19 protein-coding genes and 1 riboswitch are annotated in these 22510 nt (G+C 65.6%); of the genes, 4 read left to right on the top strand and 15 right to left on the bottom strand.

What is annotated here, in order from left to right:
- The first annotated feature begins 248 nt into the window (after nt 1–248).
- From E4L98_RS06915 to E4L98_RS06905, 3 genes are all read left to right on the top strand, one after another.
- Entirely contained in the window at nt 249–2294 is a 2046-nt protein-coding gene (locus tag E4L98_RS06915; protein ID WP_135200831.1) for an esterase-like activity of phytase family protein, read from the top strand.
- A gap of 123 nt (nt 2295–2417) precedes the next feature.
- Entirely contained in the window at nt 2418–4430 is a 2013-nt protein-coding gene (locus tag E4L98_RS06910; protein WP_135200830.1) for an FxDxF family PEP-CTERM protein, read from the top strand.
- A gap of 67 nt (nt 4431–4497) precedes the next feature.
- Nucleotides 4498–5415, top strand: coding sequence for a phytanoyl-CoA dioxygenase family protein (locus tag E4L98_RS06905; RefSeq protein ID WP_135200829.1), 918 nt, complete (start codon nt 4498–4500; stop codon nt 5413–5415).
- Here E4L98_RS06905 and E4L98_RS06900 read toward each other — a convergent pair.
- Nucleotides 5375–6796, bottom strand: a complete 1422-nt coding sequence (locus tag E4L98_RS06900) for a DHA2 family efflux MFS transporter permease subunit (protein WP_135200828.1) — start codon at nt 6794–6796, stop codon at nt 5375–5377. The genes E4L98_RS06905 and E4L98_RS06900 overlap by 41 nt on opposite strands.
- Before the next feature lie 94 nt (nt 6797–6890).
- Between E4L98_RS06900 and E4L98_RS06895 the strand changes: the two genes are divergently transcribed.
- Complete coding sequence (locus tag E4L98_RS06895) at nt 6891–8612, top strand: alkaline phosphatase D family protein (RefSeq protein ID WP_135200827.1); 1722 nt, start codon at nt 6891–6893, stop codon at nt 8610–8612.
- On the opposite strand, the gene bluB is transcribed toward E4L98_RS06895, so the two are convergent.
- The 14 genes from bluB to cobT form a co-directional block, all read right to left on the bottom strand.
- The gene (gene bluB, locus E4L98_RS06890; RefSeq protein WP_135200826.1) at nt 8609–9259 is read right to left on the bottom strand and encodes a 5,6-dimethylbenzimidazole synthase; all 651 of its coding nucleotides are present in this window, start codon (nt 9257–9259) and stop codon (nt 8609–8611) included. The two genes, E4L98_RS06895 and bluB, sit on opposite strands and share 4 nt — an antisense overlap.
- Nucleotides 9256–10704 (bottom strand): cobyric acid synthase, encoded by a 1449-nt coding sequence (locus tag E4L98_RS06885; protein WP_135200825.1) that lies wholly within the window; start codon nt 10702–10704, stop codon nt 9256–9258. The genes bluB and E4L98_RS06885 overlap by 4 nt, the downstream gene beginning before the upstream one ends.
- Before the next feature lies 1 nt (nt 10705).
- On the bottom strand, nt 10706–11608 hold the full coding sequence (locus E4L98_RS06880) for a cobalamin-binding protein (RefSeq protein ID WP_135200824.1): 903 nt from the start codon (nt 11606–11608) through the stop codon (nt 10706–10708).
- 8 nt (nt 11609–11616) lie between these two features.
- Nucleotides 11617–12594: a threonine-phosphate decarboxylase CobD gene (gene cobD, locus E4L98_RS06875; RefSeq protein WP_135200823.1), complete on the bottom strand. Its 978-nt coding sequence runs from the start codon at nt 12592–12594 to the stop codon at nt 11617–11619.
- Nucleotides 12587–13549 carry an adenosylcobinamide-phosphate synthase CbiB gene (cbiB, locus tag E4L98_RS06870; RefSeq protein ID WP_135200822.1) on the bottom strand — a complete coding sequence of 321 codons (963 nt, stop codon included), beginning with the start codon at nt 13547–13549 and terminating at the stop codon, nt 12587–12589. The genes cobD and cbiB overlap by 8 nt, the downstream gene beginning before the upstream one ends.
- Entirely contained in the window at nt 13543–14100 is a 558-nt protein-coding gene (gene cobU / locus E4L98_RS06865; protein WP_135200821.1) for a bifunctional adenosylcobinamide kinase/adenosylcobinamide-phosphate guanylyltransferase, read from the bottom strand. The genes cbiB and cobU overlap by 7 nt, the downstream gene beginning before the upstream one ends.
- The gene (locus tag E4L98_RS06860; protein ID WP_135200820.1) at nt 14097–15386 is read right to left on the bottom strand and encodes a cobyrinic acid a,c-diamide synthase CobB; all 1290 of its coding nucleotides are present in this window, start codon (nt 15384–15386) and stop codon (nt 14097–14099) included. Before E4L98_RS06860 ends, cobU begins: the two co-directional genes overlap by 4 nt.
- Nucleotides 15380–15985, bottom strand: coding sequence for a cob(I)yrinic acid a,c-diamide adenosyltransferase (gene cobO, locus E4L98_RS06855; RefSeq protein ID WP_135200819.1), 606 nt, complete (start codon nt 15983–15985; stop codon nt 15380–15382). The genes E4L98_RS06860 and cobO overlap by 7 nt, the downstream gene beginning before the upstream one ends.
- Nucleotides 15982–16758 carry an ABC transporter ATP-binding protein gene (locus E4L98_RS06850; protein ID WP_135200832.1) on the bottom strand — a complete coding sequence of 259 codons (777 nt, stop codon included), beginning with the start codon at nt 16756–16758 and terminating at the stop codon, nt 15982–15984. Before E4L98_RS06850 ends, cobO begins: the two co-directional genes overlap by 4 nt.
- Nucleotides 16758–17780, bottom strand: a complete 1023-nt coding sequence (locus E4L98_RS06845; protein ID WP_135200818.1) for a FecCD family ABC transporter permease — start codon at nt 17778–17780, stop codon at nt 16758–16760. Before E4L98_RS06845 ends, E4L98_RS06850 begins: the two co-directional genes overlap by 1 nt.
- 54 nt (nt 17781–17834) lie before the next feature.
- Entirely contained in the window at nt 17835–19682 is a 1848-nt protein-coding gene (locus E4L98_RS06840; RefSeq protein WP_135200817.1) for a TonB-dependent receptor domain-containing protein, read from the bottom strand.
- A gap of 70 nt (nt 19683–19752) precedes the next feature.
- Nucleotides 19753–19974: riboswitch (cobalamin riboswitch) on the bottom strand.
- Between the two features lie 5 nt (nt 19975–19979).
- Nucleotides 19980–20531: a histidine phosphatase family protein gene (locus E4L98_RS06835; protein ID WP_135200816.1), complete on the bottom strand. Its 552-nt coding sequence runs from the start codon at nt 20529–20531 to the stop codon at nt 19980–19982.
- Nucleotides 20522–21310, bottom strand: a complete 789-nt coding sequence (locus E4L98_RS06830; protein WP_135200815.1) for an adenosylcobinamide-GDP ribazoletransferase — start codon at nt 21308–21310, stop codon at nt 20522–20524. Before E4L98_RS06830 ends, E4L98_RS06835 begins: the two co-directional genes overlap by 10 nt.
- A gap of 5 nt (nt 21311–21315) precedes the next feature.
- Complete coding sequence (gene cobT, locus E4L98_RS06825) at nt 21316–22338, bottom strand: nicotinate-nucleotide--dimethylbenzimidazole phosphoribosyltransferase (protein WP_135200814.1); 1023 nt, start codon at nt 22336–22338, stop codon at nt 21316–21318.
- Nucleotides 22339–22510 lie beyond the last annotated feature (172 nt).

The raw sequence follows: 22510 nt of genomic DNA, 5'->3' as shown, positions 1-22510 counted from the left end.
CGCCGATGATAGTGCTGCAACCAGTGTGAAAGTAGGTTATCGTCAAGCTAGTTATCCTCGAAAGGCCCGCTCAATGAGCGGGCCTTTTGTCATTGGGCTGCGTTAATATATCCCCTTGAATTCCCGGGCATACCAGGCGATTGCGGCTTTTTTCCGACAGCAATTGCTGCCTTGATGCCTTGTCATGCTCTTGTCATGCCAGTTACATAGACTCGCCGCTCGAAAATAATTCCGAAGAGAGGCAATACATGAAACTGGTACCCCAACTTTCCCTGTTGACCTTGGCCGTGGGCGCGGCGCTGGCCGGCTGCGGCGGCAGCGACAATCCCGCGGCGCCGGAACAGCCGGCCAAGGTTGCAATGACCGGCGTGTTTCTGGACGGCGCCGTGGAGAACCTTGATTACGTGGCCGGCACGGCCGCCAAGGCCAGCACCAATGCCAAGGGCGAGTTCAGCTGCTACGCCGGCGACACGGTCGCCTTCAGCGTGGGCGGCATCGCGCTGGGTAGCGCGCCGTGCGCCGCCACCATTACGCCGCTGCAGCTGGCCGGCGTCAGCGACGTCAAGGATAGCAAGGTGGTCAACCGCCTGCTGGCCCTGCAGCTGCTGGACGAGGACAGCGATCCTGCCAACGGCATCAAGCTGACCGCCGACGTGAAGACCGCGCTGGCGTCGAAGAGCGCCGATTTCAATGCCGGCGCCGATGCCTTCAACTCGGCAATGACGGCCACGCTGAGCGCGGCCGGCGCCAAATATGCCGCACGCAGCGTCGACGACAGCCGCCGCGCGCTGGTGCGCGAGCACTTCGAGGATACGCTGGCCTCCAAGGTCGGCACGCCGGTCAACGAAACGTTCAGCCAGACCACGCCGCTGGGCGTCTTCGCCGTCACCGTGACCCGCTACCAGGTGCAGGCCGCCGCCAGCTATTACATCCCGTACGAAGGCAGCAACGCCAAGGTCAAGGAAGATTTCCCGCTGGGTTTCCTGCCGTCCTACGGCTCCTCGCTGGCCTTCAAGGGCACCAACGCCAATGGCGAGCTGGAGTTCTACGGCCTGACCGACCGCGGCCCCAACGGCGACGGTCCCAACCTGCCTTCCCTCAGCGGCAGCGGCGTGACCGGCGCCAAAATCTTCCCATCGCCAAGCTTTGCTCCGGCCTTCGGCGTGATCACCGTCGGCAAGAGCGGTGCGGTGCTGACCGCCTCGACGCCGATCAAGGTCTCGGCCAATGTGAAAACCAGCGGCCTGGCCATTCCACCCGGCACGGTCGGCAACTCGGCCGAGCTGCCGGTGCTGGACGACTTGAAATACAACGCCAACAGCAAGGCCAGCTTCGATGCCAACGGCCTGGATACGGAAGCGATCGTGGTCGACAAGAAGCGCAACGTGCTGTGGGTGTCGGATGAGTACGGGCCGTTCATCGTCAAGATCGATCCGGCCACCGGCATCATCCTCAACAAGTACGCCCCGGGCAGCGGCCTGCCGGAGATTTTCCTGAAGCGGCGCGCCAACCGCGGCATGGAAGGCCTGGCGCTGGACACCAGCACCGACAAGCTGCACGGGTTCCTGCAGAGCCCCCTCACCGACGGCAACGCCACCTACAGCGTCACCGGCAAGAGCGAGGCGATCGAACGCTACGCCGCCTTCACCCGCTGGGTGGAGTTCGATCCGAATAGCGGCAAGTCGGGCAAGATGTACGCTTATCCGCTGGCCGCCACCGACTATCAGGATGGCCGCACCGGCAATGCCAAGCTCGGCGATGTGGTCGCGCTGGGCAATGGCAAATTCATCGTGATCGAGCAGGGCGCTCTGCCCGGCGGCAAGGTGTTCAACAAACTGATGCTGGTGGAAATCGGCGCGGCCACCGATATCGCGGCGGCGGCCTTCAATCCGGCCACGTCCGATCTGGAGAAGAGCAGCATGGGTGGCGTGGCCGTCAATGGCGCCGACTGGAAGGCGGTCACCACGCTGAAGAAAACCTTGTTGCTGGACCTGAACGCGATCGGCTGGCTGGCCGAGAAAGCCGAAGGTCTCACCATCGTCGACGGCAACACCCTGGCGCTGGCCAACGATAACGATTTCGGCCTGAAGACCAAGGTGTTCGACGCCAACGGCAAGGCGGTGGAGGATGCGGATGTCACCAAGTGCAATATCGACGCGAATGGCGCGATCATCACCAGCAGCGCGGCCGGCTGCACCGCCGGCAATGCGATCCGCGTTGCGCGCGGCAGCGACGTCGAACGTCCGAGCCGGTTGTGGCTGATCAAGTTTGCCAAGGCGCTGAACACGTTCTAAGCGCCGGCTTGCGTGCCATTCCCATGCGCGGTGGGGATGGCACCTGGTCACATCGCGGTCATAAGCTTGTAATAATTCTATGGGATATTAAAAGTTTGCTCATATCCTCAACGGGACGCCGCCATGCAGATCGCCTTGCCGAAATCTTCCTCCGCCATCCAATTCCTGCTGCTCGCGGCGCTGCCGATCGGCGCCGCCACGGCGGCCGATTTTCCCGGTACGATCACCGGCGCCAGCACCAAGCCGCAAACCCTGGCGGCCGGCCAGAGCGGCACGGTGGCCGCCAGCGGCTCGCTGATCGTCAGCGGCAAGGACAATGCGGTCACGGTCTCCGGCAACAACGTCACCCTCAACAACCAGGGCACGATCAAGCAGACCGGCACCGGTCGCGTGATCCGCGACAATACCGGCGTGCAGACACTGGTCATCAACAACGGCCTGAGCCTCAGCGACCGGGGCGCCCTGATGCAATCGGCGGACGGCGACGTGTTCCAGGCGGCCCAGGCCAACGCCAGCGTCACGCTGAACAACTACGGCTCGATGATTTCGCTGAATGCCAGCGCAGGCGGTGCGCAGGCGGTGGACCTGAATGCCGTCACCGGCGCCAACACCGTCAACAACTGGGGCCTGCTGAAGGCGACCGAGGCGGACGCGGTGCGTCCCGGCCTCAACGGCATCATCAACAACTGGGGCACCATCCAGTCGGTGACCAGCACCGGCAGCAGCGATGGCGTCGACCTGCAGGCGAATACCGGTATCCAGGTACTCAACAAGGGCGGCGGCCTGATCGAAGGCGGCCGGCATGGCATCACCGGCGGCCCGGACGGCGACACCGCCTTCAAAATCACCGTGATCAACGATGCCGGCGGCGTGATCCGCGGCATGAATGGCTCGGGCCTGAACCTTGACGGCTACAGCAGCAAGCAAGTGCTGTACGTGACCAACGATGGCACCATCACCGGCAACGGCATCAGCGGCGACGGCGATGGCATCGACCAGGACGGCATCGCCTACATCACCAATCGCGGCATCATCCGCTCGCTGAACGCCATGCCTGCGGCCGGCGAAACCCGGGCCTACAGCGAAGGCATCAGCGTCGGTGGCGGCAGCATTGGCAACTATGGCACCATCGAGGGGCTGGTCGGCGCCGGCAACACCATTGCCACCGGTCGCGGCATTACGCTGGCCGGCAACGATGTAAAGGGCGCACCTGAAGGCACGCGCGAAGGCTTGTATGGCAATGCCGTCATCACCAACTTCGGCGGCGGTCTGATCCGTGGCCAGAACGATGCCGCCATCGTGGTGGTGGGCGCCACCAACAGCTATACCGTGACCATCAACAACCAGGCCGGCGCGTCCATCGTCGGCGGTGGCACGCGGAATGCGGCGATCGTGGGCAACGGCAACAATACCACCATCATCACCGCCGGCACCATCGACGGCGCCAGCAGCGGCAAGGCGATCGCGCTTGGCGGCGGCGTCAACCGCGTGACCATCAACGGCGGCGTCATCAACGGCAGCATCGACGGCGGCGGCGGCGGCCAGAACACGCTGATGTTGAACCCGGGCGCCGGCAACGGCTTCGCCTACAGCGGCGCCATCGCCAACTTCAGCAGGGTGGAAGTGCTGGGCGGCCAAGTCATTTTGAGCGGCCAGAGCAGCTACGCCGGCGCGACCTGGCTGAGCGGCGGCACCCTGATCCTGGCCGGCGCCAATCGGCTGTCGGCAGACGGCAAGCTGGTACTGAACGGCGGCACGCTGCAGCTAAGCGGCGCCGGTGTGGATGGCCAGAGCTTCGCCAGCCTGTCGCTGCTGGACAGTTCGTCGGTGCTGCTGGGCGGCTCCACACTGACCTTCGGCGCGCTGGGCATCGTGGTCGATGGCAAGACCCTGAACTTTACCGAAGCTGCCGGGGGCCAATATGCATTCCGCCTATTGGGCGACTACTCGGCCGACGCCGGCTTCCTGGCGCTGTTGGGCGCCACCCACATCAACGGCCAGGGCGTGAGCTACGCCTTCGACGGCACTTACACCGAGGTACTGGCGGCGGTGCCGGAACCGTCGACCTACGCCATGCTGTTCGCCGGTCTGGCGCTGGTGGGCGCGGTTGCACGCCGCCGCAACGCCAAAGCTTAGTCCACATCAAAGCGGCTGACCTTCTGGGTTGTTACCTTCTCAGGGGTGACTCTGGGAGGACAGCCCGATGGAATACGCGCAGCTCAAGCCTGGCCGCCAATTCGCCCCGCTGCACAGCCTGTTGTATTACAGTCAGCGCCTCGTAACGCACCCGCGCCTGCGGCGTCTCGTGGTGCGGACGCTGACTGGCGCGCTGCGGCTGCGCGAGGGCTCCGGCAAGGAATTATATGCAGCCACCCCGGCCGAAGATGCGGCCCTGGCGGCGCTGTACCGCAGCGGTTATGCGCCGCTGGGCAACCTGCTGGACGCGCTCCAGTGCGAAGACATCCGCAACTGGCTCAGCGACAAGCTGTTGAACGACCGCGACCGTGAACGCCCGGGCTTCACGCTGGCCGCGCGGCCGCACGACGTGCGCGTGGCCGATTACGCGCTGCATGACGTGATTGCCTGCCCGCACATTCTGGCGCTGGCCAACAGTCCGCCGCTGCTGGGGCTGGCGGCGCGTTACATGGAATGCAAGCCGACCATTTCCGCGCTGGGACTGCGCTGGTCGTTCCCGGTGGATGGCAACAGCGCGCTGCAGGCGTTCCACCGCGATTCCGAGGACTGGCGCTATCTGAAGGTGCTGGTCTACCTGACCGACGTCGATGGCGATGCCGGCCCGCACGTGTACCTGCACGGCAGTCATCTGACACGGGCGCCGGTGCGGCTGCGTTTCTACAGCGACCGCGAGATCTTCGAGGCCAACAGCGCCGACATGCTGCTGACCGCCACCGGCACCAGCGGTTTCTGCTTCGCGGTCGATACGGCCGGCATCCACAAGGGCGCGTCGCCGCAGCTGCAGCCGCGCCTGATGCTGCAGATTCAGTACTCGCTGCTGCCCAGTTATGCCTACATGTATACGCCCGAGCGCTACGACGGCCCGTTGCGGCTGGACGCCTATGTCAATCGGCTGATTGTGCGTCCGAGCGCTTCGCCATGCTGATGGCCTCACCGTCGGTCCTGCGCAGGGAATAGAACACCAGCGACGACAACGCCGTCAGCACCGCCAGCGTCATGAAGGCGTGGTGCAGGGCCGAGGTCAGCGCCGCGCGGTTGGACTGCGGCAGGTCGCCGAGGAACCAACCGGTGACCAGCGAGCCGGCCGCCAGCCCGAAGCTCATCGACAGCTGCTGCATCGAGCTGGCCATGGTGCTGGCCATGCTGGAATCGGCCTGGTCGACGTCCGCGTAGGCGATGCTGTTCATGCTGGAGAACTGCAGCGAATTGAAGAAGCCCTGGCACAGCGCGATGGCGACGATCACATACAGCGGCGTGCCTTCCCTGACGAAGCTGAACATGCTGATGGTGACGCCGATCAGCAGCGTGTTCACCACCAGCACCTGGCGGTAGCCGAAGCGCGCCAGCACGCGGGCCGAGATGAACTTCATGAACATGGCGGCGGCGGCGGACGGCATCATCAGCAGGCCCGATTGCCAGGCCGGCAGGCCGAGTCCCAGCTGGTACAGCAGCGGCAGCAGGAACGGCAGGCCGCCGACGCCGATGCGGGTGATGAAACCGCCCAGCACCGACACGCGGAAGGTGCGGATCTTGAACAGGGCCAGCCGCAGCAGCGGGAACTGCGCCTCCTGCGCATGCCACATGTAGGCGCCCAGCAGCGCGATCGACAGCAGGAACAGCACCGTGGTGGAGGTCACATCGAGCCGGTGTTCGCCGAAAATCTCCAGCAGCCAGGAAAGCAGCGCGACGCCGGTGCCGAACAGCACGAAGCCGATGACGTCCAGTGGCCGCGTGTGATCGCCTTTGTAATCGGGCATGTAGCGGTGCGCGAGGAAGATCGCCACCAGCCCCACCGGCACGTTGATGAAGAAAATCTCGCGCCACGACAGCCAGTGCACGATCAGGCCACCGATGGTGGGGCCGAGCAGGGGGCCGATCAGCGCCGGGATGATGACGAAGTTCATCGCCGCCAGCAGCTCGCTCTTGGGATAGGTGCGCACGATGGTCAGGCGCCCGACCGGCATCATCATGGCCGCGCCGAAGCCCTGCAGCAGCCGCGCCGCCACCAGCATCGGCGAACTGACCGACAGGCCGCACAGCACCGAGGCGATGGTGAAGATGCCGATCGCCGTCATGAACACGCGGCGCGTGCCGAAGCGGTCCGCCATCCAGCCGCTGATCGGGATCGACACCGCCAGGCTCAGAATATAGCTGGTGACCACCGCCTTCAGGCTCAGAGGCGTGACCTGCAGGCTGGCCGCCATCGATGGAATGGCCGTATTGACGATGGTGGAGTCCAACTGCTCCATGAACAGGGCGGTGGCGACGACCCAGGGCAGGTAACTCTTGGCGGCGGTGTCATTCATAGCGTGATTGTCACACAAAATAAATGCGGCGGTCACACGCATGTCACGTATGGGGCGTAAGTTGCGGGCATCGCTACGGCCTAAGGGGGAGCTCATGCAGATCAAACCGGCTATGCCGCCAGGGCGCCGCACGTTTATCCGCCGGATGGCCGCGTCGACCGCGCTGCTGGGTGTGAGCGCGGCGGGTTTGAGCAGCTGCACCAGCACCGGCGGCGGCATGGGCGAGAGCGGCGCGCCGGGCTTCCGTCACGGCGTGGCCAGCGGCGATCCGCTCAGCGACCGCGTGATCCTGTGGACGCGCGTCACACCCTCACAGCCCGGCGACATCGCGGTACGCTGGCAGGTGGCCACCGATTCCGCCATGCAGCAGGTGATCGCGCAGGGCAGTGTCACCACCTCCGCGCAGCGCGATTACACCGTCAAGGTGGATGCGACGGGACTGCTGGCGGGCCACGTGTACTACTACCAGTTCGCGGCCGAGGGCGACAAATCGGTGATCGGCCGCACCAGGACGCTGGCGCGCGCGGATGCGCGCCAGGTGCGGCTGGCGGTGTTCTCGTGCTCGAACTATCCTGCAGGTTATTTCAACGTGTATGCCGACGCGGCGCGCCAGGACGATATCGACGCCGCGCTGCACATCGGCGATTACATCTACGAATATGAAAGCACCGGCTACGCCTGCGGCAATGCAGAGGCGCTGGGCCGTGTGTCCGAACCGCGCGAACTGCTGCTGCGGCTGGAGGACTATCGCCGCCGCTATGCGCAGTACCGCAGCGATCCCGATCTGCAGGCGGTGCATGCGGCCATGCCCTTTATCACCGTCTGGGACGACCACGAGTTTGCCGACGACACCTGGCGCGACGGCTCGGTCGATCACAAGACCGCGAAGTACGGGCCGTTCGAGCTGCGCAAGCTGGCGGCGCTGACCGCGTATCACGAGTGGATGCCGATCCGCGTGCCGGATGCGGCGGCGCCGGACCGTATTTACCGCTCCTTCGATTTCGGCGGCATCGTCTCGCTGCACATGCTGGATACGCGGCTGATCGGCCGTGACCAGCAGCTGATGCTGTCGTCCTACTATGACGAGCATCGCCGCTTCGACGAGGAAAAGTACAAACAGGACGTGTGTTCGCCGCGCCGCCAGATGATAGGCCGCGAGCAGATGGCGTGGCTGGAGGGGCAGGTGAGCCGCTCGTCCGCGCGCTGGCAGATGCTGGGGCAGCAGGTGCTGATGGCGCGCATGGAGTATCCGGCGGCGGTGGTGATGGGTGAATGTAATTCCACCGATTTCGCGGCGCTCAAACGACGCGCCGCAGCCGACCCTTCCTGCGTCAACGACAAGCAGAAGCGCTGGCTGTCCGGCGCGACCCTGCCCTGCTATCTGGATTCCTGGGACGGCTATCAGGCCGACCGCGAGCAGGTGTTCGAGATGATGCGCAAGCACCGCAAGAACATGGTGGTTCTGGCCGGCGACACGCACAATGCCTGGGCCAGCGACCTGCGCGACGCGCAGGGCCGACAGGTCGGCGTGGAGTTTGCGACGGCGTCGGTGTCGTCACCGGGCATGGAGGGAGCGTATCCGGACCGCGATCCGGAGGACGTGGCGGCGATGATGGTGGATCTGATCGAGCCGCTGTACTACGCGCAGACCAGCAAGCGCGGCTACATGATCGTCACCGCCAGTCACGCGGAGGTACGCTGCGACTGGCGCTTTGTCGATACGGTGTTCAAGCACGAATTTACCGCAACCACCGACCGCAGCCTGCGCGTGCTGCCCGGACCGGGCAACCGCCGCATCGAGGAGTGCCGCGCCTAAGGCTCGTGCCCCCAGCTGTTTTCGAACATGATTTCGCCGAGCGGGCGGCGCTGGTCCCACTTTTCCAGCTCCAGCATGGGCGCACTGTAGAATTCTTCCACCTGGCCGACGCACAGCACGGCGATCGGCTGGCTGCCCTCGGGCATGCCGACCAGTTGGCGCAGCGTTTGTGGATCGAACATGGATACCCAGCCGGCGCCTATGCCTTCCGCGCGCGCGGCCAGCCAGAAGTTCTGCAGCGCGCAGGCGGCGGAAGCCAGGTCCATCTCCGGCATGGTGCGGCGGCCGAAAATATACTCGTCGCGCTTGTCGATCAGGCCCACCACCAAGACTTCCGCGCATTCCAGGATGCCCTCGACCTTGAGCCGCATGAAGTCGTCGGCGCGCTTGCCCAATGCCTCGGCGGTCTTGATGCGTTCTTCGTTGACGTGCTGGTGGATGCGCGCACGCAGACCGGTGTTGGTGATGCGGACGAAGCGCCAGGGCTGCATGTAGCCGACGCTGGGACCATGGTGAGCGGCGGTCAGGAAGCGCTCCAGCTGTCCCGGCTCCAGCGGACCGGCTTTGAAGTGGCGCACGTCGCGGCGCTCGCGGATGGCGCGGTAGACGCCGGCGATTTCGGTTTCGGTATAGGCGTGCGGGTTCATTTCAGTGCGATCAGTGCGTCGAGGAGGGGCTGGGTGGCGTCGGCGATGCGATCCAGGCTGGCTTCGCGCAGGACGCTGGTGTCCACCGCGTTCTGGCCGTGCAGACCGGCCCAGCGCAGCAGGGCGTTGGCCGCCTGCGGCGTGTCGAACAGGCCGTGCAAATAAGTGCCGAGAATCTGATCGTCGGCCGAGCGCGCGCCTTCGGCACGACCGTCGATAATGAAGGCCGGCGTGTCGAAAGCGCCGCCGGTGGAAACGCCCATGTGAATCTCGTAGCCGCTGACCGGCGCCTGCGTCTCACCGAAGGCGCAGACGCCGTGCACCTGCTCCAGCCGCTTGTCAGGGCTCATTTCGGTGCACATGTCGAGCAGACCCAGGCCGGCCGAAGCGCCAGCCTTGTCTTCCATGCCCAGCGGGTCGCTGACGCTGCGGCCCAGCATCTGGAATCCGCCGCAGACGCCGATCACCTTGCCGCCATAACGCAGGTGGCGCTGGATGTAGTCCGGCCAGCCCTCGGCGCGCAGCCAGGCCAGGTCACCGCGCGTATTCTTGCTGCCGGGGAGGATGATCAGGTCGGCCGGCGGTATCGGCTGGCCCTGGCGGACGAAATGCAGGTCGACGTCAGGGTGCACGCGCAGGGCGTCGAAGTCGGTGTGGTTGCTCATGCGCGGCAGGCTGGGGACGACGATGCGGAAGGCGCCGCGTGCCGCCTGCACCGGCTGCACCGCGTCCTCCGCATCGAGGAACAGGCCGTGCAGGTAGGGCAGCACGGCCAGCACCGGCTTGCCGGTCTGCTGTTCCAGCCATTCCAGTCCCGGCTCCAGCAGCTTGATGTCGCCGCGGAAGCGGTTGATGACAAAGCCGATGGTGCGCCGGCGTTCGCTCTCCGAAAGACAGGCCAGGGTGCCGACGAGGTGAGCGAACACGCCGCCGCGGTCGATATCCGCCACCAGCACCACCGGGCAATCGACCTTCTCGGCGAAGCCCATGTTGGCGATATCGCGCTCGCGCAGGTTGATTTCGGCCGGGCTGCCGGCGCCTTCGACGATCACGCAGTCATATTGCTTCAGCAGGCGTTGATGCGATTCGAGCACGGCCTGCATGGCGACCGTTTTGTACTGGTGATAGTCGCGCGCATTCATCTCGGCGCGCGCCTTGCCGTGGATGATGACCTGGGCGCCGGTGTCGCTGGATGGCTTGAGCAGCACCGGATTCATGTCCGTATGGGGCGCCACGCCGGCGGCAATGGCCTGCAGCGCCTGGGCGCGGCCGATTTCACCGCCGTCCGCGGTGACGGCGCTGTTGAGCGCCATGTTCTGCGGCTTGAACGGCGCCACGCGCAGTCCCTGCCTTTTGAGCAGGCGGCACAGGGCGGCGACCACGGTGCTTTTGCCCGCGTCGGAGGTGGTGCCCTGAACCATCAGGGTGGTGTGAGGGAAGTACATATCAGTTCTTGCGGTGCTGTCGGGCTTCTTCGATTTTCTCGCACAGGGCTTTGGTGCCGGCCACCATCCGTGGGCCGGCGCGGTTCAGCAGGTCGCCCTGCAGGCGGAACAGGTTGTTGTTTTTGGTCGCCAGCAGGTTGGTATATGGCTTCCACAGGTCGACGCTGCCGTAGTCCTTTTCGCTGGTGCCGAAGATGGCCTCGGGGTTCTCCTGTAGCACGGCTTCCACGCTGACCACCGGTGCGGTCACTTTCAGATCGTTGAAGATGTTGACGCCGCCGCACAGCCGGATCGAATCGCTGACGATGGATTTGCCGCTCAGGGTGTAGAGCGGCTTGTCCCATACCTGGTAGAACAGACGCACCGGCGGACGCGCGGCATATTGTCTGGTCAGCGCGGCGAACTGCGCGCGTACATCGGCGGCCGCGGCGTTGGCGACAGTCTCGGTGCCCATCAACTGGCCCAGGTGTTCCAGGTTCTCGGCGATGCCATCGAGTCTGGTCGGCTCACTATGAAACAGCGGGATGCCGAGTTTGCGCAGCCCTTCGATCTGGCGTTCAAAGCCACCGTGCATCCAGATCACGATCAGATCCGGCTTCATGGCGGCCACGCGTTCCATGTCGATCAGGCGGTTGTCGCCGACGCGCGGGATTTTTTTCGCCGCTTCGGGATAGTCGCTGTAGGTGACGGTGCCGACGATCTTGTCGGCGCCGCCGGCGGCGAACAGCAGTTCCGTCACGTGCGGTGCCATGGAGATGATGCGCTGAGCGGGTTTCGGCAGGGTGACCACGTTGCCGTCGTCATCGCGCACCGAGACCGGCGCCGCTGCTGCGGTGCCGGCCATGGCGGCTGCCAGCAGCAGGGCTGCCGTGATGCACTGCGTTGCGCGTGGTGGCCTGGTCATGTTTGTCATCATTTGCTCCATTCGGTGAGTGCGGTTTGCAGGCGCCGCCAGCCTGCTTCGTCGGGTGGCAGGCCGAGACGCACGCCGCGTGCCGCTTGTTTGAATAAACGTATCCAGATGCCGCGTTCGGCCATGTGCTGCCAGAACGCTTCCGGCTCGGGGGCGGCCCACCACTGGAACAGGTCCGTGCCGCCGGATCGGATGTCGTGCGCCGCCAGCAGCGCACGCAGACGATCGCCGTTCGTGCGCAAATAGTCGCGCGTCTCCGCCTGCCAGGCTGTGTCGCGCAGCGCCGCCAGTGCGATGTGCTGGGCCGGGCCGCTGATGGTCCATGGACCCAGCAGGTCGGCCAGCTCGCCCAGCAGCGCTGGATGCGCGGCGACAAAGCCGAGCCGGATGCCGGCCAGGCCGAAGAACTTGCCGACCGAGCGCAGCACGATCAGGCCCGGGCGGTCGCTGTGCGAGGCAACGCTGTGTTGCTGTGCGGTGTCGCCGAATGCCTCGTCGACCACCAGCCAGCCGCCGCGCGCGGCCAATTGCTCCGCCCATTGCAGCAGCTGTGCCGCCGGCACCAGCGCGCCGGTGGGATTGTTCGGATTGACCACCACCACCACATCGTTTTGCGCGACGGCGGCGTCCAGCTGCGCGTACGGCGTCAGGGTCATGGCATGACCATGGTCGCTCCAGTGATGCGCATGCTCCGCGTAGGAAGGCGCGCTGACCGCCACGCGCGATGGCTTGCGCAAGCGGGGCAGCGCCTGGATCGCTGCCTGCGTACCGGCCACCGGCAGCATCAACGGCGCGCCGTAGTAGGCGGCAGCGGCGGCGGCCAGCGCGGGATCGGGTTCGGGCAGGCGGTGCCACGCATCGCCGGGCAGAGTGGGGACCGGATACCAGCGTGGATTGATGCCGGTCGACAGATCGAGCCAGTCGTCGCGGCCAAAGCGTTGTGCGGCGTCGCGCAGATTGCCGCCGTGTTCAAGCATGCAGGTACTCCATCGTTGCGGCGGTGGCGCAGGCGATTGCCAGCCACAGCGCCGTGGTGCGCGCCACCAACTGCCACGCGCGGCCGATATCCGCGCCGGTGGCGGGCGGACCGTCGCCAAGCATGGGACGGTATTCGAGTTCGCCATGGTAGGTCGCGGCGCCGCCCAACTGCACACCGAGGGCGCCGGCGCCGCTGGACATCGTGGGCCCGGCATTCGGGCTGTCCCACGCCGGGGCCTGGACGCGCCAGCATTGCCATGCGCGGCGTTTGCCCCGCAGGCCGGGCGCCAGCAGGACGTAGGACAGCGCGGTCAGGCGCGCCGGAATGAAATTCAGCGCGTCGTCGATGCGAGCGGCTGCGCAGCCGAATTGCAGAAAACGCGGCGTGCGATAGCCCCACATCGCGTCCAGCGTGTTCGCCATGCGGAACAGGACCGCGCCGGGGCCGCCGGCCACCATGAACCAGAACAGTGTGCCGAATACCGCGTCGTTGCCGTTTTCCAGCAGCGATTCGGCGCTGGCCCTGGTCAGTTCCACTTCGCTGGCGCTGGTGGTATCGCGGCTGACGATGTACGACGTCAGGCGGCGCGCGGACGGCAGATCGTGGCGCGCCAGCGCGTCGGCAATCGGCAGATTGTGATCGCGCAGGCTGCGCAGGCCAAGACAAAAATACAGCATCAGCGCATGTGCGGCGGCTTGCGCCAGCGGCACGGCCAGTGCCCAGATCAGCAGGGCGGCCAGCGCGGTCAGCGGCACGACGGCCAGCATCCAGGCCAGCGCGCCACGCATGAAGCGCAGCGGTACTTCGCCGTTGAGGCGGCGCTCCAGCGCCATCGCCAGATTACCGAAGCCGACCAGCGGATGCCAGCGGCGCACCTCGCCCCACCACCAATCCAGCAGCACGCCGAGCACCATCAGCGCGGCGATGGCGGAAAAACCAGGTCCACTCAGCACAGCTGCCCTTTTAAAGCCAGCGGCAGACCGGCGGCGACGAACACCACGCGGTCGCAGATGGAGGCGACGGCCTGGTTCAGACGCCCCTGCTCATCGAGGAAGCAGCGCGACACCGCGCCCATCGGCATGATGCCCAGCCCGACCTCGTTCGACACCATGACGATATCGCTGGCGCATTTGGTCAATGCGCTGGCCAGCATGTCCTGCTGCTCATGGAACAGCGCGGGCAAAGTGATCTCGCCGACCTCCGGATAGTCGGCGCCGCCGCTGAACAGCAGGTTGCTGAGCCAGAGCGTGAGGCAGTCGACCATGATCACGCGATCCGGCGAGGACCAGCGCAGCAGCTGGTTGCCGAGTGCCAGCGGTTCTTCGACGGTGGTCCATTCGGCCGGGCGGCCGGCGCGGTGGTGGGCGATGCGCGCGGCCATCTCGTTGTCGCCGGCGGTGGCGGTGGCGATGTAGACCACCTCCTTGCCCGAGTCGGCGGCGAGGCGTTCGGCGTAGGCGCTTTTGCCTGAGCGGGCGCCGCCCAGAACCAGTGTACGTGTCATTTCACACTCCCAAGGAACAAGGCGGCGGCTGCCGCCGGATTGGACGGATAGTAGGCGTGGAAGTACGAAGCCGACAGCGTGCCGACACGATACCATGCCTCCCCCTGCATAGCGGAGGGATGCTTGATAGTGTACGCGGCCGGTTCGACTTCGGTCGCCAGTTTCGAGTAGTGGAAGGTGTGGCCGCGCAATACGCCCTGCGGCGTGGGCAATCCCTGCGATCCCAGCCCCGCCAGGCGTGGCTGCATCGCCACAGCGCCGGGCAGCAGCCCGGCCATCGGCCACGTCGCACCCTGCTGATCGGTGAGCGTATCGGCCAGCGCCATCATGCCGCCGCATTCGGCGACGATCGGCACGCCTGCCGCTTGGGCTGCGCGGATCGACGCGCGCCATGTCGCGGCTTGCGACAGCTGTTCCGCGTGCAGTTCGGGATAGCCGCCGGGCAGATAGACTGCATCGGCTTCCGTTGGCACGGGCTGGTCGGCCAGCGGCGAGAAGAATTTCAGCGTGGCGCCCATTGCGCGCAGGGTGTCCAGGTTGGCGGGATACAGGAACATGAACGCCGGGTCGCGCGCGATGGCGATGGTTTTCCCGGCCAGCAGCGCGGGCTGCGCCGCGGCTGATGCCGGCATCGCCAGGTCCACCGGGGGCAGGCGGTCCCACGCCGCCTCATCGAACACCAGCTGGTCGGCCAGGTTGTCGAGCAGTTGATCGATTCCGTTGACTTCACCCGGCAGCACCAGTCCCAGGTGTCGCTCCGGCAGCGACCTGGCCTGCTTGGGCAGGGTGGCGAACAGGGGAATATCGCGCAGCGAAGTTGCGACCATCTTGGCATGACCTTCGCTGGCGACGCGGTTGGCGATGACCCCGGCCATCTCCACCGGGCCGTAATCGCGCAGGCCGTGCACCAGCGCGCCGGCGGTTTGCGCCATGGCGCCCGCATCGATCACCGCCATCACCGGCACGCCGAATTCTCGCGCCAGGTCGGCCGAAGACGGCGTGCCGTCGTACAGGCCCATGACGCCTTCGATCAGGATCACATCCGCTTCCGCGGCGGCCTGCGCCAACTGCTGCGCGCACAGCTCCTTCCCGACCATCCACAGGTCGAGCGAGCGCACCGGCGCGCCGCTGGCGCGTTCCAGCAGCATGGGATCGATGAAGTCCGGGCCGCACTTGAACACGCGCACGCGCCGGCCCAGCCTGACCAGTTTGCGCGCCAGCGCCGCCGTCACCGTGGTCTTGCCCTGTCCCGAGGACACGGCCGCCACCAGGAGCGCCTTTACCATTCGGTGCCCGCCTGCGCGGCGATGCCGGCCTTGAAAGCATGTTTGACCACGTTCATCTCGGTGACGGTGTCGGCGATCTCGATCAGCTCCGGCGGCGCGCCACGGCCGGTAATCACCACGTGCTGCATGGACGGCCGCGCCAGCAGATCGTTGATCACTACCTCAACGTCGAGGTAACGGTATTTGAGGGCGATGTTCAGTTCATCGAATACCACCAGACCAATGGCGGGATCGGCCAGGAAGCGCTTCGCCTGTTCCCACGCCAGCTGCGCCTTTTCGATGTCACGTTCGCGGTTTTGCGTCTCCCAGGTGTAGCCTTCGCCCATGGCGTGGAAGCTGATCTCTTCAGGGAATCGGCGCAGGAATTTTTCTTCGCCGGTCTGCATCGCGCCCTTGATGAACTGGACCACGCCGACCTTCATGCCGTGGCCCATGGCGCGGATCGCCATGCCGAAGCCGCTGGAGCTCTTGCCCTTGCCGTTGCCGGTGTTGACGATGATGATGCCGATCTCCTTGTCGGCGGCGGCGATCTTGGCGTCGATGATGGCCTTCTTGCGCTCCATGCGGGCGCGGTGGCGTTGGTTGATGTCGTCGCTCATGCTATGGACTCTTCTTTCGGTATAAAGATGCTGCGCTGGCCGTGCTGCAGAATTTCGATCGGATGGCCAAGATAATCGCTGAGCAGGTCGGCCCGCATGACTTCCGCCTTGGCGCCAGCCAGCCAGCGGCCATCGCCTTTCAACAGCAGCGCGTGGGTGGAGACGCTGTGCGCCAGCGTCAGGTCGTGACCGATCATGACAGCGGTCTTGTTCTGCTCACGGCACAGGCGAGCCAGGATGCTCATCACGCTGACCTGATGCGCCAGGTCCAGCGCGTTGGCGGGCTCATCGAGCAGCAGCAGCGGCGTGTCCTGCGCCAGCATGGCGGCGATGGCCACGCGCTGACGCTCGCCGCCGGACAGGGTGCGCACATCGCGCGCCGCCAGGTCGGCCACTTCCATCGCTTGCAGCGACTTGAGGGCGATGGCGTGATCGTCGCTGTCTTCCCAGTAGCGGTTGCCGTGGTAGGGATGGCGCGCCGACAGCACGGTTTCGATCACGCTGTAGGCAAAGGCGTCACTGCGGCTTTGCGCCAGGAAGGCGCGCTGGCGCGCCAGTTCGTCCAGCGGCCAGTCGGCCAGTGGCCTCCCGCTCAGGGCCACGTGGCCGTCATCGGCGGCGCGCAGTCCGGCCATGGTGCGCATCAGGGTGCTCTTGCCGGCGCCGTTGCGGCCGATGATGCTCCAGCATTCGCCTTCGCGCACCTGCCAGTTCAGGTCCGTCACCAGCTGGCGCTGGCCGGCCGTCAATGATAAATGGTGGGTGCTGATCATCATTTGCGCAGACGGTGGAGTTGGTACAGGAATACCGGCGCGCCGATCAGCGCCGTGACCACGCCGACCGGCAGCTGCTGCGGCGCCAGCGCGGTGCGGGCCAGGGTGTCGGCCAGCAGCAGGAAAGTGCCGCCGCCGATGGTGGCGGCGGGGATCAGGATGCGGTGGTCGGGACCGACCGCGAAGCGGCAGGCGTGCGGCACGATCAGGCCGACGAAGCCGATCGACCCCGCGCTGGTGACGGCGCTGGCGGTCAGCAAGCCCGAGACGAAGAACAGGCCCTTGCGCAAAGCGCCGACGTTGATGCCCAGCGTGGCGGCGGCTTCCGCATGCAGGGCCATCACATTCATGGCGCGTGCGCTGCGCAGCGCGTACAGCATGGAGGCGATCAGCACCACCCAAGGCATCCAGCGCATCTGGGTGCCGGACAGGTCGCCGATCATCCAGAACACCATGCTGCGCAGGCGGCTTTCGGGCGCGATCGACAGCATCAGCGTCACCAGCGCCATGCAGCCGGAGGACAGGATGGCGCCGGTCAGCAGCAGCTGGGCGGTACCGCCTTCGGCTGCGGTGCCGCTGCGCAGGTCGCGTCGCGCCAGCGCGTACAGCATCATGGCGACGGCGACGGCGCCGCCGAAGGCCGCGGCGTCTACCATCCAGGCGGCGCACATGAACATCAGCGCGGCCAGGGCGCCTACCGAGGCGCCGGCGGAAACGCCCAACACATAAGGGTCGGCCAGCGGATTGCGCAGCAGGGCCTGCATCATCACGCCAGCGAGCGACAGCGCGGCGCCGGTGACGAAAGCGGCGACCGCGCGGCTGACGCGCAAATCGAGCAAAGTGGCGGCCAGGGTCGATTGCTGGCCGTGCAGCAGCTCATTGAGCGCTGCGGGGATATCGGAAAGGGGAATCTGGACCGAACCGGTCATGCCCGAAAAAATCAGGCTGGCAAACGCGAACAACAGCAGGCCACCCAGAGTGAGGGACGCGCGACGTCGCAGATTGCGGGAGAAAGAATGCATGCACTACTTTCGAATTAAAACTGCCAGGGAGGTTATCCCCGGCAGGTTACACCATTATTTGTAGCCGTAACGGATGCCGGCGAACACCTTGGAGCCCGGCGTGGCGTAGAAGCGCGCCAGGTCGTACTGTTTGTCCGCGATGTTGTTCCAGCGGACCAGCGCCGACCAGTCCTTGGTGAAGGCATAGGTGGCAAACAGGTTCACCAGGCCATAGCCACCCAGGCGGTTCTTGTTGGCGGCATCATCGTAGCGGTCACCCGAGACGTCCAGTTCCGCGCCCAGCTTGAGGGGGCCGAAACTGTAGTCGGCGCCCAAGTTGCCATGCTTCCTGGAGCGACGGGCCAGGCGTTTGCCGGTGCTGTCGTCTTTCGGGTCCTGAAGGTCGATGCTGGCGTTGAGGTTGACACCCGCCAGCTTGGTCGCGCCGGCGATGGTCACGCCCTCCAGCGTCGCCTTGTTGACGTTGTAGACGCAACTGGAGGCATAGCCCGAGTAAGGACATGGCGTGGTGTTGACCAGCAGGTTGCTCAGGCGGTTGTGGTAGTAGTTGGCGCTCAGGGCGTTGACGCCGTCATCCCAGCGGATGCCGACTTCGGCGTTTTTGCCTTCTTCCGGCTTGTTGGCCGGGTTGCCGTAGCCGGCGAAGTACAACTCGTTGTAGGTCGGTGCGCGGAAGCTACTGCCGTAGCTGGCGGTGGCGCGCAACTGTTTGGTGAAGTCGTAGCCGTAGCCGAGGGAGCCGGTGTTCTTCGAGCCGTACACCGAGTTGTCACGGCGGATCGAGGCGTTCAGCAGGTTGGCGCCGCGGCGCGCGTTGTACGAGGCGGCCCAGGAGTTGGTCGTGCGGTCGCGGTTCAGGTCACGCGAGCCGTTGGTGTCCACTTCTTCCTTGCGGTGATCGTACAGCACTTGCAGCACATCTTCGCCAATGCGGATGTCGTTTTGCAGCGTGATGTCCTGCTGCTTGGTGTTGATGCGCGAGTAACCGTCAGCACTGGCTTTGCTCCAGTTCTCGCCATTGTCCTTGCTCTCCGCATACTGCAGCAGCGTGTCGACGTTGGCGACAAATTGCGCCTTGCCGTAGACCGCTGCGGTCTCGAACAGGGCCTTGCTGCGCACGTCGTAGGCCGAGGCGCCGTTGTCGTACTGCGATTCCAGTTTGCTGTGCAAGAACAGCGCACCGGCTTCGTAGCCGTGCGCCAGCTGCAGGCTGAATTGTCCTGAGACGTTTTCCTTGTCATAGCCATCCCGGTCGGCGTTGTAACCGGATGCCCCCGGGCGGGTGGCCGAGAAGCCGTCCGATTTTTCCTTGCCGGCGCTGATGGCATAGCTGAAGCTGTGCTCACCGCCGGTGGCGCCGGACAGGGTGGCGTCGCCTTCGCGGGTCTTGTCGCTGCCGTACCCCACAAAGCCCGTCACAGCCGGCGCGCCCTTGCCCTTCTTGGTGAAGATCTGGATCACGCCGCCGATGGCGTCGGCGCCGTACAGGGAGCTCAGCGGGCCGTAGACGATTTCGATATGGTCGATGGCGGTCAGCGGAATCGCGCTCCAGTTGGCGGCGCCGGTGGTCGAGGAGCCGATGCGCACACCGTCCACCAGCACGATGTTCTGGTTGCTGTTGGCGCCGCGGATGTAGACGCTGGATGAAGTGCCGGCGCCGCCGTTGCGGGCGATCTCGATGCCGCGCTGGCGCTGCAGCAGGTCGACGATGGAGCCGGCGCCGGATTCGGCGATCTGCTCGCTGCTGATGGAGATGGTGTCGCTGATGACGTTGGCCAGCGCTTGCGGCGTGCGGGTGGCGGTGACGACGATGGTGTCGGCCGGTTCGGCGTGCGCATGGACGGCAGCCATGGCCAGAGCCAGCGACGACAGCGCCGCGGGACGGGAGATACGAAGGGTCATGATGTTATTTCTGTTAATAGCAACCGGCCGACGTCCCCGTAGGCCAATTGTGAACAGAAGCGGGGCGCGCCCGCTTCCACCTGGTCTGGCCGGTATCCGGGCTGGCAAGTTGGACCGCCTTACCTTCCCATGCCGGAGCACAGTGGTTGTCAGAGGCGGCTTGTCGCGTACTGCGGCGACACTTGCTTACCGTTGCGGGGGCAGCACACGCTGGCCTTGAATCAGGCTTCGTGTTTCCCGTTTAACTGCGCATCCGAGCGGACGCGCGAGCACCAAAACCCGCACATTATACGGGTTTCAGCTGCGGGCGTGCAGGATCAGCGTCGCCCCATAAGGGATTTGATGGGCGGTTTGCGCGGCCTGCCGGGCCATCTCCGCAGGCGCCAGGCCGGCATGGCAGGCGCTTAGCAGCCGCATCGCGCCCGCGTGGCAGATCACCACGATCTGGCCGCCCTCGTCGGGCTGGCGCTGAAGGTCGTTGTAAAAGGAGGCGATGCGCTCGGCCATCCGCAACACGCTTTCGCCGCCGCCGGGACGGTAGTGGACCATGTCGGCGGCCCAGGCGTCGATGTCGGCGCGCGGGATGTCATCCCATGGTCGCATTTCCCAGGCGCCGAAGTCGATTTCGGCCAGACGGGCGTCGTGGCGCGGCCGCGGCGACAGAAGCGTGGCCAGTTCGGCGCAGCGGCGCAGAGGGCTGGAGTAGAGTGGCGCATCGGCGGGCAGCATGGCACGCAGTGCGGCACCGGTCTGTTGCAGCAGCTCCGGTGCGACGGCGAGATCGGTGCGGCCGTAGCACACGCCCGGCGCGACCAGCGGCTGCGGGTGGCGCACCAGTATCAGCTCCATGCCGACAGCGCACCGTGCTGGAAGCTGGCCAACACCGCCACGTAGAGCAGCACTTCCGTCACCTGCTGCACGGCGCCCAGGCAGTCGCCCGTGTAGCCGCCGATGCGGCGCACGAACAGGCGCGCCAGCCACAGCGTGGCGGTGGCCATGGCGATCACACCATAGACCAGTGCATGGGAAGGCAGCCAATGCAGCCAGGCGACCAGCAGCGCGGGCAGCATCGCGGTGAACGCGGCGATGAGGAATTCCGAGGTGTTGATCTGCTGCGCGAGCGGTTTGGCCTTGCCTTCGGCGCGGGCGTAGTCGAGGCGCCAGATCAGCGTGGTCGCCATCAGCCGTGACAGCGGATGGGCGGTCAGCAGCGCGCCGATGGCGGCCAGCGGCGGCAGCATCGACAGCGTGGTCAGTTTCAGCGCCAGCATGCAGACCATGCCGATGGCGCCATATGCGCCGATGCGCGAATCCTTCATGATTTCCAGGATGCGGGCCTGCGTCATGCCGCCACCGAAACCGTCGCACATGTCGGCAAAGCCGTCTTCGTGGAAGGCGCCGGTGATGTAGATGCCGACGGCGGTGGAGATCACCGCCGCCGCCGCCTCTGGCAGGAACCAGGCGGCCAACGCGTAGCTGGCGCCGGTAATCAGCGCCACGACTACGCCGACCAGCGGAAAGTAGCGCGCGGCCTGGTTCAGCCACGCGGGATCGAATCCCACCCAGCCCGGAATCGGCAGGCGGGTAAAGAACTGCAGCGCGGTGAAGAACAGGCGTACCTGATGCACGGCGCTTACTCGGACTTCTCGCTGACCTGGGCCGATTCGAAGGTGGCCATCTGGTTCAGGAAGTTGACGGCGGCGTGCAGCAGCGGCAGCGCCAGCGCACAGCCGGTGCCTTCGCCCAGGCGCAGGCCCAGGTTCAGCAGCGGTCTGGCGCCCAGCGCATCCAGCATCTGTTGATGGCCGCTCTCATCGGAGCAGTGGGCGAACACACAGTAATCGAGAATGGCGGGCTGCATGCGCGCGGCAACCAGCAGTGCGCTGGTGACGATAAAGCCGTCGATCAGCAGCAGCTTGCGTAACTCGGCCGCCTTCAGCATGGCACCTGCCATCATGGCGATTTCCAGACCGCCGAAGGTGGCCAGCACGTCCAGCGGGTCGGTCACGCCGACGTGTCTGGCGACGGCCGCTTCGATCACGTGCTGCTTGCGCAGGATGCCTTGCGCCGACAGGCCAGTGCCGGCGCCCACGCATTGCGCGACGGGGATGCCGGTCAGCTTGTGCATCAGCGCGGCGGCGGCGGTGGTGTTACCGATGCCCATTTCGCCGAAGCCGATCACGTTGCCGGGATGTTCCGCCACCAGCGCCATGCCGGCGGCCAGCACGGTTTCGCACAGGTCGCGGCTCATGGCTGGTTCGTGGGCGAAGTTATGGGTGCCGTGCGCCAGCTTGCGGTCGGTCAGGCCATCGCGCGGCCCGAAGTCGTGATTGACGCCCGCGTCGATCACGCGCAGCGCGCAGTTGTTCTGTGCGGCGAACACATTGATAGCGGCGCCGCCTGCCAAAAAATTCTCCACCATCTGCCAGGTGACGTCCTGCGGGTAGGCCGAAACGCCTTCCGCTACCACGCCATGGTCGGCGGCAAATACCAGAATGGCGGGCTGTTCTATCTTGATGCGGCGGGTGTTTTGGATCAGACCGATTTGTCTGGCCAGTGCTTCGAGCGCGCCCAGGCTGCCCAGCGGCTTCGTTTTGTTATTAATAGCGTTATCGAGCTGGGCTGCGAGCGCGGCATTCTGTACAGGGGTGATCATGGGCCAGGGTCCGAATCGAAGAATCCGATATTTTACCCTTGCCAGCGGGCGTGGCCCTTGGTATAGTTCTGTCCCTCGCGAAACGCAGCGTCGACAACAAAACGATGTAGCGAAAAACGAGGGGTTGACGAGACAAACGAAATGCTTCATAATCTCGCTTCTGTGCTGATGA

This window comes from Duganella callida (assembly GCF_004614165.1).
Lineage (GTDB): Bacteria > Pseudomonadota > Gammaproteobacteria > Burkholderiales > Burkholderiaceae_D > Rugamonas > Rugamonas callida.
Note: the sequence above shows the minus strand (reverse complement) of the source record. Positions and strands in the feature narration are given on the sequence as shown.

Bases quoted from the DNA above. Each gene is read 5' to 3' on its own strand.
- E4L98_RS06915 (WP_135200831.1), top strand. From the start codon at position 249: ATGAAACTGGTACCCCAACTTTCCCTGTTGACCTTGGCCGTGGGCGCG.
- E4L98_RS06910 (WP_135200830.1), top strand. From the start codon at position 2,418: ATGCAGATCGCCTTGCCGAAATCTTCCTCCGCCATCCAATTCCTGCTG.
- E4L98_RS06905 (WP_135200829.1), top strand. From the start codon at position 4,498: ATGGAATACGCGCAGCTCAAGCCTGGCCGCCAATTCGCCCCGCTGCAC.
- E4L98_RS06900 (WP_135200828.1), bottom strand. From the start codon at position 6,796: ATGAATGACACCGCCGCCAAGAGTTACCTGCCCTGGGTCGTCGCCACC.
- E4L98_RS06895 (WP_135200827.1), top strand. From the start codon at position 6,891: ATGCAGATCAAACCGGCTATGCCGCCAGGGCGCCGCACGTTTATCCGC.
- bluB (WP_135200826.1), bottom strand. From the start codon at position 9,259: ATGAACCCGCACGCCTATACCGAAACCGAAATCGCCGGCGTCTACCGC.
- E4L98_RS06885 (WP_135200825.1), bottom strand. From the start codon at position 10,704: ATGTACTTCCCTCACACCACCCTGATGGTTCAGGGCACCACCTCCGAC.
- E4L98_RS06880 (WP_135200824.1), bottom strand. From the start codon at position 11,608: ATGACCAGGCCACCACGCGCAACGCAGTGCATCACGGCAGCCCTGCTG.
- cobD (WP_135200823.1), bottom strand. From the start codon at position 12,594: ATGCTTGAACACGGCGGCAATCTGCGCGACGCCGCACAACGCTTTGGC.
- cobU (WP_135200821.1), bottom strand. From the start codon at position 14,100: ATGACACGTACACTGGTTCTGGGCGGCGCCCGCTCAGGCAAAAGCGCC.
- E4L98_RS06860 (WP_135200820.1), bottom strand. From the start codon at position 15,386: ATGGTAAAGGCGCTCCTGGTGGCGGCCGTGTCCTCGGGACAGGGCAAG.
- cobO (WP_135200819.1), bottom strand. From the start codon at position 15,985: ATGAGCGACGACATCAACCAACGCCACCGCGCCCGCATGGAGCGCAAG.
- E4L98_RS06850 (WP_135200832.1), bottom strand. From the start codon at position 16,758: ATGATCAGCACCCACCATTTATCATTGACGGCCGGCCAGCGCCAGCTG.
- E4L98_RS06845 (WP_135200818.1), bottom strand. From the start codon at position 17,780: ATGCATTCTTTCTCCCGCAATCTGCGACGTCGCGCGTCCCTCACTCTG.
- E4L98_RS06840 (WP_135200817.1), bottom strand. From the start codon at position 19,682: ATGACCCTTCGTATCTCCCGTCCCGCGGCGCTGTCGTCGCTGGCTCTG.
- E4L98_RS06835 (WP_135200816.1), bottom strand. From the start codon at position 20,531: ATGGAGCTGATACTGGTGCGCCACCCGCAGCCGCTGGTCGCGCCGGGC.
- cobT (WP_135200814.1), bottom strand. From the start codon at position 22,338: ATGATCACCCCTGTACAGAATGCCGCGCTCGCAGCCCAGCTCGATAAC.